The organism is Streptomyces sp. NPDC002044 (genome assembly GCF_040296725.1).
GTDB classification, from domain to species: Bacteria; Actinomycetota; Actinomycetes; order Streptomycetales; family Streptomycetaceae; genus Streptomyces; species Streptomyces antarcticus.
Genome location: NZ_JBEOXU010000162.1, coordinates 1 through 12,591 on the forward strand (window position 1 = coordinate 1; position 12,591 = coordinate 12,591).

Genomic DNA, 12,591 nt, shown 5'->3' on the forward strand with positions numbered 1-12,591 from the left:
CGGTCCGGATCGGCGTAGACGGCTACGCTCGCGATCCCGGCGTCCCGGCAGGCCCGGGCAACGCGGACAGCGATTTCGCCACGGTTGGCGATGAGCACCTTGCGCACGATGGCTCCCTCCTTGAAAACAAGCTGAGTTTAGGGACAGCCCACACGGCCTTTCGACCCTTCCCCGGTGGTGACCTTGCCCACACGGAATGTGACGCGTGGTCCGATTCACCGGAAAACCCTTGTGGCGCCCCAGGTCAGGGGGATCCCCGACTGCACAGTAACCCTGCCGTGTGGCCGGGGTCTCTGTCCGGCCGGTCAGCGGGCCCGGGTGATTCTTTGTGGGTTCCCTACGAACGGGCCCTGATTTCTTTGCCTGACCGTCACGCTCGGGGGTCCTCTCGCAACGAAGCGGGCCCGACCCCTTGTCCCGACGATTACCCGTTAGTAGCCTCCAGGCGTCGAACACGCTTGTGACGTGTGGGGGGTGGACGCAGTGCTGCGCAGACTCGTGGCCGGGCTGGCCGCGATCGTGCTGGTCGCCGAAGCGGCGGTGCTCGTGCTGGTCCACCTCGTGCTGGGCCGGACCACGCGGAGCCAGTCGATGTCCATCGCGGGCAGCGACCCGGAGCTGATGTCCAAGGCGACGTACGGACTCGGCGCCGGCATGGGTGCCTTCCTCGTGCTGTGCGCCGTGCTCGTCGCCGTCACCGCCGTGCGCGACCGGGCTCCCGGCCGTTTCGCCCGCATCGTCCTGTTCACCGCCGCCGTCACCCACGGAGTGCTCGGGGTCCTCGCCGTCGCACTCGTCGGCTGGGCCGCCTTCGTGGCGACGATGCTGATCCTGTGTCTGCTCGTCCTGATCCTGATGCTCTACGCCGCCGAGCCCGCCGGCCGCGCGAGGGCCGGGGACACGCCGCCGCCACCGCCGTTCGGGGAGCTCAGGCCCACAAATCCGTGATGGATACACCCAGTTCGCCGAGCAGGGAGCGCAGCAGCGGCAGCGACAGGCCGATCACGTTCCCGGGGTCCCCGTCGATGCCGTCGATGAACGGTGCCGACAGCCCGTCCAGCGTGAACGCGCCCGCCACGTGCAGCGGCTCGCCGCTGGCCACGTACGCCGCCACCTCCGCGTCCGTCGGCTCGCCGAACCGGACCGTCGTGGACGCCGTGGCCGACACCCGGCGGCCGTTCGCCGTGTCGATCACGCAGTGCCCGGTGCGCAGGACGCCCGCCCGCCCGCGCATCGACTTCCAGCGCGCGGTGGCCTCCTCGGCGTCGGCCGGCTTGCCCAGGGCCTCGCCGTCCAGCTCCAGTACGGAGTCACAGCCGATCACCAGCGCGCCCGCGGCCTCTTCCAGGCCCGCCACGACGCCCGCCTTGGCCTCGGCGAGGGCGAGGGCCAGTTCGGACGGAGAGTCCGCCTGAAGGGCGTCCTCGTCGAAACCGCTGACGATCACATGCGGGGCGAGGCCGGCCTGCCGCAGCAGGTTCAGCCGGGCGGGGGAGGCGGAGGCGAGGACGAGCGAGCGCGGTTCGGCAGTCATGGGGGCCATCGTAGGGGCGCGGCCGGGGCCCCCGGAGGGCGGTCCGGCCGGGCCGGCGGTGACCGGGAGAGCGGCGCCGCGACCCGGTGGACCTCTCCGGTCACGGCACTAGAAGCCGACGCCCAGGACGTAGACCACCACGAGCATCGCGAGCCCCAGCACCAGGGTCAGCCGCCGGATCATCGCCTGGGCGTCGCGCATGTCCTTCGGGGGCTCGTTCTTCGGATCGGACCAGAGCATGCCCCGATCCTGTCCCCCGGGACGGGCGTGGCGCCTGAGTACCCGTACTCAGGCGCCACCCGCCGTTCACACCATCTTTCGCGCCCCTAGCCCGGCCAGTACGTACGGCCCCACGCGCCCGGGCCGGGCCGCGGCAGCCGGTGCGCCGCCACCCGGGACGGCGCGGACCACGCGTCCGGCACCCGCGGCGCACCCGACGGCGCCGACGCCAGTGCCGCAGCGCGCGCCTGGACCACCGCCAGTGCGGCGGCCAGCTCCTCCGGGGTCGGATTGCCCTTGACGACCTTGATCACCACTGTGCGCTCCTCGCGGTCTGGGCGGTCTAGAGGGGGATGTTGCCGTGCTTCTTCGGCGGCAGGGACTCCCGCTTGGTGCGCAGCTGGCGCAGCCCCTTCACCACGTGCGCGCGCGTCTCGGACGGCATCACCACCGCGTCGACGTACCCGCGCTCGGCGGCCGTGTACGGGTTGAGCAGCGCGTCCTCGTACTCGGCGATGAGCCGCGCCCGGGTCTCCTCGCCCTCGCCGGCGGCCTCCGCCTCGGCGATGGTCCGCCGGTGGAGGATGTTCACCGCGCCCTGCGCGCCCATGACGGCGATCTGGGCGGTCGGCCAGGCCAGGTTCAGGTCCGCGCCGAGGTGCTTGGACCCCATGACGTCGTAGGCGCCGCCGAAGGCTTTGCGGGTGATGACGGTGATCAGGGGGACGGTGGCCTCGGCGTACGCGTAGATCAGCTTCGCGCCGCGCCGGATGATCCCGTTGTACTCCTGGTCGGTGCCCGGGAGGAAGCCCGGTACGTCCACGAACGTCAGGACCGGCACGTTGAAGGCGTCGCAGGTCCGGACGAAGCGGGCCGCCTTCTCGGAGGCGTCGATGTCCAGACAGCCGGCGAACTGCATCGGCTGGTTGGCGACGATGCCGACCGGGTGGCCCTCGACCCGGCCGAAGCCGGTGAGGATGTTCGGGGCGAACAGGGACTGCGTCTCCAGGAACTCCGCGTCGTCCAGCACGTGCTCGATCACGGTGTGCATGTCGTACGGCTGGTTCGCGCTGTCCGGGATGAGGACGTCGAGCTCTCGGTCGGTGTCCGAGACCTCGGTGTCGGCGTCCTCGGGGAAGGCGGGGGCCTCGGAGAGGTTGTTCGACGGGAGGTAGGACAGCAGCGACTTGACGTACTCGATCGCGTCCTTCTCGTCCCCGGCCATGTGGTGGGCCACGCCGGAGGTCGCGTTGTGCGTCCGGGCTCCGCCCAGTTCCTCGAAGCCCACGTCCTCGCCGGTGACGGTCTTGATGACGTCCGGGCCGGTGATGAACATGTGCGAGGTCTGGTCGACCATGACCGTGAAGTCGGTGATGGCGGGGGAGTACACGGCGCCGCCGGCGCACGGTCCGACGACGAGGCTGATCTGCGGGATCACGCCGGACGCGTGCACGTTGCGGCGGAAGATCTCGCCGTACATGCCGAGCGCGCTGACACCCTCCTGGATGCGGGCGCCGCCGGAGTCGTTGATGCCGACGAGCGGACAGCCGGTCTTCAGCGCGAAGTCCATGACCTTCATGATCTTCTGGCCGTAGACCTCGCCGAGGGCCCCGCCGAAGACGGTGAAGTCCTGCGAGAACACGGCGACGGGCCGTCCGTCCACGGTGCCGTAGCCGGTGACGACGCCGTCGCCGTACGGGCGGGTCTTCTCCAGCCCGAAGTTGGTGGAGCGGTGCCGGGCGAACTCGTCGAGTTCGACGAAGGAACCCTCGTCCAGGAGCAGGGCCACCCGCTCGCGCGCCGTCAGCTTCCCCTTGGCGTGCTGCTTCTCCACGGCCCGTGCGGACCCGGCGTGGGTGGCTTCGTCGACGCGGCGCTGCAGATCCGCGATCTTGCCCGCGGTGGTGTGCATGTCGATCGGCTCTGACGGTTGTGACATCGGGGTCGCGGCTCCCTGCGTGGTGTCAACGGCCTGGTCAATTGATTGACTACTGCTGGCTACTGGTGCGTAGCGTATCGGCGGGCATGGCGCTCGGCAGTGCGGCGTTTGACACACCTACATTGGGTTGCATGACGCCTTCAGATGCATCAGCCGGAGCTTTCGCCGGCCGCTGGTCGAGCCTGGACCGGCCGCCGCTCAACGCCGCGGGCCTGCGGCGGGCCCTCGTCACCGACGGGGGGCTGTGGACCTCCCTGGAGGTGGTCGCCGCCACCGGGTCCACCAACAGCGACCTCGCCGCCCGGGCCGCGACGCTCCCCGAGGGGGCCGTCCTCGTCGCCGAGGAGCAGACCGCCGGACGCGGGCGCCTCGACCGCAGCTGGGTCGCGCCGCCCCGGTCCGGCCTGTTCTTCTCCGTCCTGCTCAAGCCGGGCGAGGCGGTGCCGCAGGAGCGCTGGGGGTGGCTGACCCTGCTGGCGGGGGTGGCCACCGCGACCGGGCTGTCCCGGGCGGCGGGCGTGGACACCGCACTCAAGTGGCCCAACGACCTCCTGGTCACCGTCGACGGCGAGGAGCGCAAGACCGGCGGGATCCTCGCCGAGCGGGTCGCGGAAGGAGTGGTTCTCGGGATCGGGCTCAACGTCAGCCTCACCGAGGACGAGCTGCCGGTGCCCGCCGCCGGGTCCCTCGCCCTGGCCCAGGCCGCCGTGACCGACCGGGACCCGCTGCTGCGGGCCGTGCTGCGCTCCCTGGAGCAGTGGTACGGGAACTGGCGCGCGGCCGGCGGCGACCCCGCCGCCAGCGGCCTCCAGGAGACCTACGCGGCGGGCTGCGCCACCCTCGGCCGGCACGTCCGCGCGGACCTCCCCGGCGGGCGCGTCCTCACCGGAACGGCCGAAGCGGTGGACGCCGACGGCCGCCTGGTGATCCGTACGGCCGAGGACCGGCACGAGGCGGTGGGCGCGGGCGACGTGATCCACCTGCGCTCGGTCCACTGAGCCGTGGCCCGGGGCCGCCTCCCGGTCCGTGTCCCGGCCCGTTTCCCGCCCGATTCCCGCCCCTCCCCGCCGTCCGCGCGGTGCCGGGCGGGTCCCCGCCGGCTTCCCCCGTACGGCCCAGGGGCCCGGCCGGGGAGCACGCGGGCGGGTGAGTACTCAAAGAACGAGTAGGGGGAGTGAGCTACGGCACACCTGCCGTATGGTTTAGGCGATCCCAGTGCTCGTGGTGATCAACCGGTTCGGCAGGGCATTGCGCACGGAATGGACAGGAGGCGGCCCTTGACCGTCGACGACCCTTCGCCCAGCGCCTCCCCCAACGGGCCCGGGACCGGTCCCGGCACCCCCATCGGGCGGGATCAGCACACCTCCCATCACGAGGTCGACTACACGGCGCAGCCGACGGCGGATCCCCTCGCCATCCGGCTGGAGCAGCTCATCCTCGGCGCCGAGCGCCGCTACACCCCCTTCCAGGCCGCCCGCAGCGCCGGTGTCTCCATGGAGCTGGCCTCGCGCTTCTGGCGGGCCATGGGCTTCGCCGACATCGGCCAGGCCAAGGCGCTGACGGAGGCCGACGTACTGGCGCTGCGACGCCTCGCGGGCCTGGTGGAGGCCGGTCTGCTGTCCGAGCCGATGGCGGTACAGGTGGCGCGGTCCACCGGGCAGACCACGGCGCGGCTGGCGGAGTGGCAGATCGACTCGTTCCTGGAGGGGCTGACGGAGCCGCCGGAGCCGGGGATGACCCGTACGGAGGTCACGTACCCGCTGGTCGAGCTGCTGCTGCCGGAGCTGGAGGAGTTCCTCGTCTACGTGTGGCGCCGCCAGCTGGCGGCCGCGACCGGGCGGGTGGTGCAGGTGGCGGACGACGAGGAGATGGTCGACCGGCGCCTCGCGGTGGGCTTCGCGGACCTGGTGGGCTTCACCCGGCTGACGCGGCGGCTGGAGGAGGAGGAGCTCGGCGAGCTGGTCGAGGCCTTCGAGACGACGGCGGCGGACCTGGTGGCCGCGCACGGCGGCCGGCTGATCAAGACGCTGGGCGACGAGGTGCTGTACTGCGCCGACGAGGCGGCGACGGCGGCGGAGATCGCGCTGCGGCTCATCGAGACGATGGAGGCGGACCCGCAGATGCCCGAGCTGCGGGTCGGGATCGCCTTCGGCACGGTGACGACCCGGATGGGCGACGTCTTCGGGACCACGGTGAACCTGGCGAGCCGGCTGACGTCGATAGCGCCGAAGGACGCGGTGCTGGTGGACGGCGCGATGGCCGAGGAACTCGGCCGGACCGGGGCCGCACCGGTGTCGGAGAAGGAAGCCGAGTCGGAGGAGGGCGGCGGCGTGTACCGCTTCGCGCTCCAGCCGATGTGGCAGCGGCCCGTGCGCGGGCTCGGGGTCGTGGAGCCGTGGTCGCTGACGCGGCGCAAGCGGGCGGGCTCCGCGTAGGGCCTCCCGGCCGGGGGTGGCGGTGCTGCGGGGTCCGGTGCCGGTGCGGGCGCCGGCCGGGCGGGCGGTGCCGGGCGGTGCCGGGCGCGGTGCGGTCTGCACGCGGTGCCGGATGCGGCGCGGGCCTGGGCGGCGCGGGCGGGCGCTGGCCGGGGCGGCGGGCGGTGGGGTGCGGGCCTGGTCCGCTGTCGACGGGCCCCCTAGGATCCCCGGTAACGTTCGTTAACCGGGAGGGCCTGTGCCAGTGGAACCGTCGGCTGTCGAGTCGGAATTCGTATCGGTGAGCCGCCACGGCGACGACGGGGTCGTGGAGCTGGTCCTGAACCGCCCCAAGGCCATGAATGCGGTGTCGACCGAGATGGCCCGCGCCATCGGGGCGGCCTGCGCGGGCCTCGCCGCGGATCCTTCCGTGCGGGTGGTCGTGGTCTCCTCGGCCGCCGAGCGGGCCTTCTGCGTCGGGGCGGACCTCAAGGAGCGCAACTCCCTCTCGGACGCCGAGCTGGTACGGCAGCGGCCGACCACGCGGGGGGCGTACGGGGGCGTGCTGGAGCTGCCGATGCCCACGATCGCGGCGGTCCACGGCTACGCCTTGGGCGGCGGCTTCGAACTGGCGCTGGCCTGTGACGTGATCGTCGCCGACGAGACCGCGGTGGTCGGCCTGCCCGAGGTGTCCGTGGGCGTCATCCCCGGCGGCGGGGGCACGCAGCTGCTGCCGCGCCGGGTGGGCGCGGCCCGGGCCGCCGAGCTGATCTTCACGGCGCGCCGGGTGGAGGCCGCCGAGGCGCTGTCCCTGGGCCTGGTGGACTCCGTGGTCGCGGCCGGTACGGACACGGCGCAGGCGCTGGCACTGGCGGGCCGGATGGCGGCGAACTCCCCGGTGGGGCTGCGCGCGGCCAAGCGGGCGCTGCGGCTGGGGCACGGGATGGACCTCCAGGCCGGTCTGGAGATCGAGGACGCGGCCTGGCGCACGGTGGCCTTCTCGGGGGACCGGGCGGAGGGCGTGGCGGCGTTCAACGAGAAGCGCAAGCCGAACTGGCCGGGGCAGTAGCCCCCGGCCTGGACAGGCCCGGCCCGGCCCGGCCTGGCGTGGTGTGGACTGGCCCGGCATGGCCTGGACCGGCGTGGCCGGGCCCGGCTCGTGTGCCGGTCTCCCCGGCCATCGGTTTGGTGGAACATCGCGCCAAATTGTCACCAAATCAGACAAACCCCCTAACCTGGTGTGATGGGCGTTGACGCACGGCTGCGGGCCGTGGTGGGACTCGCGCAGGCGATGGCCGCGGCGTGCGCGCCGCAGGACAGCGTGCGAGCGGCCGCGCGGGGCGCGCGGGTGGCGATGGACGGGTCGTTCGCCGCCATCTCCGCGTGGGAGCGGGAGCGGGGCCGGCTGCGGGTGCTGGTGAACGAGGGGGAGCGGCGGGCGGGCGAGGAGGAGTTCCCCGAGGACGAGTCCTACCCGGTGCACGACTTCCCGGAGATCACCGAGTTCCTGCACGAGCGCTGGGCCGGCGGCGGCGGACCGCACGCCTGGGTCGAGAGTGCCGTGGGCAACCGCCCCGGACGGCGCGGGGAGGCCCTGCGCCGCCGCGGGCGCGGTACGTGCGTGGTCGCGCCGATCGTGCTCAGCGGGCGGGCCTGGGGCGAGCTGTACGTGGCCCGGGACGAGGGCCTGCCGGACTTCGACGAGGACGACGCCGAGTTCGCGACCGTCCTGGCGGCGGTGGTCGCGGCGGGGCTCGCGCAGAACGAGCGGCTGGCGGAGGCCCGGCGCCTCGCCTTCACCGACCCGCTGACCGGGCTCGCCAACCGGCGGGCGGTGGACATGCGGCTCGACGAGGCGCTGGAGGAGCACCGGCGCACCGGGGCGGTGGTGAGCCTGGCGGTCTGCGACCTCAACGGGCTCAAGAAGGTCAACGACACCCTGGGCCACGCGATGGGCGACCGGCTGCTCGAGCGGTTCGGGTCGGTGCTGAGCCTGTGCGGGGCGATGCTGCCGGGCGCGCTGGTGGCACGGCTGGGCGGGGACGAGTTCTGCCTGGTGAGCGCGGGGCCGAGCGCGGACGAGGTGGTACGGGTGGCCGAGGAGCTGTGCGTCCGGGCGGCCGAACTGGAGCTGGGTGACGGCGTGGCCTGCGGGGTGGCCTCCACCGGGGATCCGATCGGGCTCGTGAAGTCCTCCCGGCGGCTGTTCCGGCTGGCGGACGCGGCCCAGTACAAGGCGAAGGCCGCGCGTTCCCCGAAGCCGGTGGTCGCGGGCCGGGACACCGCCGTGGTCCGCCTCGCGGACGCCCCGGCCCGGGGCCCGGGCGACCGCCGCCGCTTCCGCGGCCGCGAGTGAGACCCCGGGGCGGGCTGCGGGCGCGGCCCGCCCCGCCTCCCGCACCGCGCAAGGGGCCCTCGTCTCCGCCGCTAGTGACATGAAGGGATTCAGTCCGTAGGGTGCTGAATATGGATATGCACACTGTCGTGGTGGGGACGTCCGGGGTCACCGCCGAGGACGTCATCGCCGTCGCCCGCGGCAACGCCCGGATCGAGCTGTCCGGCGAGGCGCTCGACGCGCTCGCCCGCGCCCGCGAGATCGTCGAGGCCCTCGCCGCCAAGCCCGAGCCCGTCTACGGGGTGTCCACCGGGTTCGGCGCCCTCGCCTCCCGGCACATCAGCCCCGAGCTGCGCGCCCAGCTCCAGCGCAACATCGTCCGCTCGCACGCCGCCGGCATGGGCCCGCGCGTCGAGCGGGAGGTCGTCCGCGCCCTGATGTTCCTGCGGCTGAAGACCGTCGCCTCCGGGCACACCGGAGTCCGCCCCTCCGTCGCCCAGACCATGGCCGACGTGCTGAACGCGGGCATCACCCCCGTCGTCCACGAGTACGGCTCCCTCGGCTGCTCCGGCGACCTCGCGCCGCTCTCCCACTGCGCGCTCGCGCTCATGGGCGAGGGCGACGCCGAGGGCCCGGACGGGACCGTCCGCCCGGCCGGCGAGCTGCTCGCCGAGGCCGGCATCGAGCCCGTCGAGCTCCGCGAGAAGGAGGGCCTGGCCCTCCTCAACGGCACCGACGGCATGCTCGGCATGCTGGTCATGGCCCTCGCCGACCTCGGCAAGCTGTACACCTGCGCCGACATCACCGCCGCGCTCACGCTGGAGGCGCTGCTCGGTACCGAGAAGGTCCTCGCCCCCGAGCTGCACGCCATCCGCCCGCACCCGGGCCAGGGCGCCTCCGCCGCGAACATGGCCGCCGTCCTGAAGGGCTCCGGGCTCGTCCGGCACTACCAGGAGGAGACCGCCCCGCGCGTCCAGGACGCCTACTCGGTGCGCTGCGCCCCGCAGGTCGCCGGCGCGGGCCGCGACACCATGGCGCACGCCGCCCTCGTCGCCTCCCGGGAGCTGGCCGCCGCCGTCGACAACCCCGTCGTCCTGTCCGACGGGCGCGTGGAGTCCAACGGCAACTTCCACGGCGCCCCCGTCGCCTACGTGCTCGACTTCCTCGCCATCGCCGCCGCCGACCTCGGCTCCATCGCCGAGCGCCGCACCGACCGGCTGCTCGACAAGAACCGCAGCCACGGCCTGCCGCCGTTCCTCGCGGACGACGCCGGCGTGGACTCCGGGCTGATGATCGCCCAGTACACGCAGGCCGCCCTGGTCAGCGAGATGAAGCGGCTCGCGGTCCCGGCCTCCGCCGACTCCATCCCCTCCTCCGCCATGCAGGAGGACCACGTCTCCATGGGGTGGTCGGCGGCGCGCAAGCTCCGTACCGCCATCGACAACCTGACCCGGATCATCGCGATCGAGCTGTACGCGGCCACCCGCGCCATCGAGCTGCGCCACGGGCTCACCCCGGCCCCGGCCAGCCGCGCCGTCATCGCCGCCGCCCGGGCGGCGGGCGTGCAGGGTCCCGGGCCGGATCGTTTCCTCGCCCCTGACCTGGCCGCCGCCGACGCGTTCGTCCGTACGGGCGGGCTACTCGCCGCCGTGGAACCGGTGACGGGACCGCTGGCCTGACCCGGCCGGTGCGCTGCGTCGGAAGGGGCCGCCCCCACTGTCGGGGGCGGCCCCTTCCGCCGTCGATTCCGTCTCCGCGGCGGGCGCGGCGTCCGCGGGCCCCGGGTCACGCCGTCCGGGAGCGGCGTACCGAGAAGGCCACGAACCCCGCCCCGAGACCCAGGCAGGCCGTACCGCCCAGCAGGTAGGGGGCGGTGTCCACGGAGCCGGTGTCCGCGAGCAGCAGCGGCGCGGGCTTCCCGGCGGCGTGCGGGACGGTTGTGTCCGGGACGGTGGCGCCCGTGGCGGTGCCGCGCGTGATGGTTCCGGTCGTCGCCGTGGCGGCGGGACCCGTGCCGTTCGCGGCGTCGGGCGCACCGGAACGGCTCGTGCCGGTACCCGGCGCGGTGGCACCCGCCGAGGGCACGAACCACAGGGCGGCGAGGAGGGTGGTCGCTCCGAGAGCGGTGAGCAGCGGTCGGCGTGCGGACACGGTGCGATCCCCCTTGTGGCAGCAGCGAATTGGCCGTGTGCGGTGATGCTACGGAAAGGGGCGGGTCGTGGGAAAGCCGGGGGTTCCCCGGGCTTACTCTCCGTCGTATGAACCCTTCTGAGACATCACGGTACGTACGACTTCGGGTGGATTTGGTACTGGAGGTGCCCGATCCGGATGCACTCACCGGAGCCGCCCTCGCGCACATCAAGGCCGACGAGTTCATGCCGGACGAGGAACGCGGCCACGCCGAGACCGCCGTCCGCGAGGACGAGTCGGAGGCCCTCGCGTACCTCGTCGACCCCACTGACCTGGTCGTGGACATCCCGGGGGTGGAACTCGCGCAGGCTTCCTGGAGCAGCGAGCCCGTCGAATACGACCCCGAGTCCATGGAGTGGGACCTGGACGAGGAAGATGGGGACTTCGACCAAGAAACCGACAACGCCTGACCGTGGGGTTGCCCACATCCCAACGGATGGTGGAACCGATCTCCGACGTTAACGCGTTGTCAGGGACGAGGCAGGGGGCTCTGTCCCCTGCCCGGCCAGCCCCGCGACGGCAGCCGCGGGGTACCCGGCGACGATGGAGTGACGTGTTGAGGACGGACAGCAAGCGGCGGAGGCGGTCCCTGGTGGCCGTATCCGCCGTGCTCGGCGGCGTACTGGTGCTCTCGGCCTGTAGCGACGGGGGCGGTGACAAGCCGAACGCGAGCGAGACCAGCAAGTCCCAGGCGGACGTCGACGCGGCCGCGGCCAAGGACGCGTCCAAGGCCCGAATAGCCATCACTCCCAAGGACGGCGCCACCAACGTCGGCCTCAACGACGCGACCAACGTGGCCGTCACCGACGGCACCCTGACCAAGGTCGAGCTGAAGAGCGCCGAGGGCGCGGCCGTGGCGGGCAAGATCGCCGCCGACGGGAAGACCTGGAAGCCCGACGGCGCCCTGAAGCGCTCGACGAAGTACGCGCTGGCGGCGACCGCGAAGGACGCCGACGGGCGCGAGGCGCACGAGAACGCCTCCTTCACCACCGTCTCCCCGGAGAACAGCTTCGTCGGCTCGTTCATCCCGGACGAGGGCCAGACCGTCGGCGTGGGCATGCCGGTCTCGATCACCTTCAACAAGCCGATCAAGGACCAGAAGGCCGTCCAGTCGGCCATCGAGGTCAACTCCAGCAGCGGCCAGGAGGTCGTCGGCCACTGGTTCGGATCGCAGCGCCTCGACTTCCGCCCCGAGCAGTACTGGCAGGCGAACTCCACCGTCACGCTGAAGCTGGCGCTGGAGGGCGTGCAGGGTGCCCCCGGCGTCCAGGGCGTCCAGAGCAAGACGGTCACCTTCAAGATCGGCCGCAGCCAGGTCTCCACGGTCGACGCGAAGACGAAGAAGATGACGGTCACCCGGGACGGCGCGGTCCTCAAGACCATCCCGATCTCGGCCGGCTCCCCGGAGAACCCGACGTACAACGGCCAGATGGTGATCTCCGAGAAGTTCAAGGAGACCCGGATGAACGGCGCCACCGTCGGCTTCACGGACGACGACGGCAAGGGCGAGTACGACATCAAGGACGTCCCGCACGCGATGCGGCTGTCGAACTCCGGCACCTTCATCCACGGCAACTACTGGGGATCGGACTCGATCTTCGGCAGCGCCAACACCAGCCACGGCTGTGTCGGCCTGAACGACGCCAAGGGCGCCAACGACCCGAACCAGCCGGGCGCCTGGTTCTTCGACAACTCGCTGATCGGCGACGTGGTCACCGTGGTCAACTCCCCGGACAAGACCATCCAGCCCGACAACGGCCTCAACGGCTGGAACATGAGCTGGGACAAGTGGAAGGCCGGCGCGGCCGCCTGACCTTCCGGCACGCGTGAGAGAACCCCGGCGGACGGCGGGGCCCGACCAGGGCCCCGCCCGACCCAACAAAGTGTGGCGCCCCCCGCCAACCCGACAAGCAAAAAATACTGTTTGGTAATAAAATAGGGATAAAAGTTTAAAAATAAA

14 protein-coding genes are annotated in these 12,591 nt (G+C 72.5%); 8 read left to right on the forward strand and 6 right to left on the reverse strand.

Annotated features, from left to right (window positions below; translation table 11 throughout):
• The coding region (locus ABT106_RS27480) for a biotin carboxylase N-terminal domain-containing protein (protein WP_324787317.1) at positions 1 to 107 on the reverse strand (107 nt) is incomplete at its 3' end.
• A gap of 376 nt (positions 108 to 483) precedes the next feature.
• Here ABT106_RS27480 and ABT106_RS27485 point away from each other — a divergent pair.
• Positions 484 to 948, forward strand: coding sequence for a hypothetical protein (locus ABT106_RS27485; RefSeq protein ID WP_351282468.1), 465 nt, complete (start codon positions 484 to 486; stop codon positions 946 to 948).
• Here the strand turns inward: ABT106_RS27485 and ABT106_RS27490 are convergent.
• The 4 genes from ABT106_RS27490 to ABT106_RS27505 form a co-directional block, all read right to left on the reverse strand.
• Positions 929 to 1,543, reverse strand: coding sequence for a Maf family protein (locus ABT106_RS27490; protein ID WP_351282470.1), 615 nt, complete (start codon positions 1,541 to 1,543; stop codon positions 929 to 931). The two genes, ABT106_RS27485 and ABT106_RS27490, sit on opposite strands and share 20 nt — an antisense overlap.
• A gap of 99 nt (positions 1,544 to 1,642) precedes the next feature.
• Positions 1,643 to 1,774, reverse strand: coding sequence for a morphogenic membrane protein MmpB (gene mmpB / locus ABT106_RS27495; RefSeq protein ID WP_267718349.1), 132 nt, complete (start codon positions 1,772 to 1,774; stop codon positions 1,643 to 1,645).
• 86 nt (positions 1,775 to 1,860) lie between these two features.
• Positions 1,861 to 2,070 carry an acyl-CoA carboxylase epsilon subunit gene (locus ABT106_RS27500; RefSeq protein ID WP_351282473.1) on the reverse strand — a complete coding sequence of 70 codons (210 nt, stop codon included), beginning with the start codon at positions 2,068 to 2,070 and terminating at the stop codon, positions 1,861 to 1,863.
• Between the two features lie 26 nt (positions 2,071 to 2,096).
• Positions 2,097 to 3,692, reverse strand: a complete 1,596-nt coding sequence (locus tag ABT106_RS27505) for an acyl-CoA carboxylase subunit beta (RefSeq protein WP_267718347.1) — start codon at positions 3,690 to 3,692, stop codon at positions 2,097 to 2,099.
• Positions 3,693 to 3,823: 131 nt separating this feature from the next.
• Between ABT106_RS27505 and ABT106_RS27510 the strand changes: the two genes are divergently transcribed.
• The 5 genes from ABT106_RS27510 (at position 3,824) to hutH (ending at position 10,120) form a co-directional block, all read left to right on the forward strand.
• Positions 3,824 to 4,690 (forward strand): biotin--[acetyl-CoA-carboxylase] ligase, encoded by an 867-nt coding sequence (locus ABT106_RS27510; RefSeq protein WP_351282477.1) that lies wholly within the window; start codon positions 3,824 to 3,826, stop codon positions 4,688 to 4,690.
• Between the two features lie 279 nt (positions 4,691 to 4,969).
• A complete protein-coding gene (locus ABT106_RS27515; RefSeq protein ID WP_502979488.1) occupies positions 4,970 to 6,127 on the forward strand; it encodes an adenylate/guanylate cyclase domain-containing protein in 1,158 nt (385 codons plus the stop codon).
• Between the two features lie 244 nt (positions 6,128 to 6,371).
• Positions 6,372 to 7,175, forward strand: coding sequence for an enoyl-CoA hydratase/isomerase family protein (locus ABT106_RS27520; RefSeq protein WP_351282480.1), 804 nt, complete (start codon positions 6,372 to 6,374; stop codon positions 7,173 to 7,175).
• Between the two features lie 174 nt (positions 7,176 to 7,349).
• A complete protein-coding gene (locus ABT106_RS27525) occupies positions 7,350 to 8,462 on the forward strand; it encodes a GGDEF domain-containing protein (protein WP_351282483.1) in 1,113 nt (370 codons plus the stop codon).
• 116 nt (positions 8,463 to 8,578) lie between these two features.
• Entirely contained in the window at positions 8,579 to 10,120 is a 1,542-nt protein-coding gene (gene hutH / locus ABT106_RS27530; RefSeq protein WP_351282498.1) for a histidine ammonia-lyase, read from the forward strand.
• 106 nt (positions 10,121 to 10,226) lie between these two features.
• On the opposite strand, the gene ABT106_RS27535 is transcribed toward hutH, so the two are convergent.
• Entirely contained in the window at positions 10,227 to 10,592 is a 366-nt protein-coding gene (locus ABT106_RS27535; protein ID WP_351282486.1) for a hypothetical protein, read from the reverse strand.
• A 164-nt stretch (positions 10,593 to 10,756) separates the two neighbouring features.
• Here ABT106_RS27535 and ABT106_RS27540 point away from each other — a divergent pair, with 164 nt between their 5' ends.
• Positions 10,757 to 11,041: a hypothetical protein gene (locus tag ABT106_RS27540; RefSeq protein WP_351282489.1), complete on the forward strand. Its 285-nt coding sequence runs from the start codon at positions 10,757 to 10,759 to the stop codon at positions 11,039 to 11,041.
• Between the two features lie 146 nt (positions 11,042 to 11,187).
• A complete protein-coding gene (locus ABT106_RS27545) occupies positions 11,188 to 12,444 on the forward strand; it encodes a L,D-transpeptidase (RefSeq protein WP_351282492.1) in 1,257 nt (418 codons plus the stop codon).
• Positions 12,445 to 12,591: the final 147 nt, after the last annotated feature.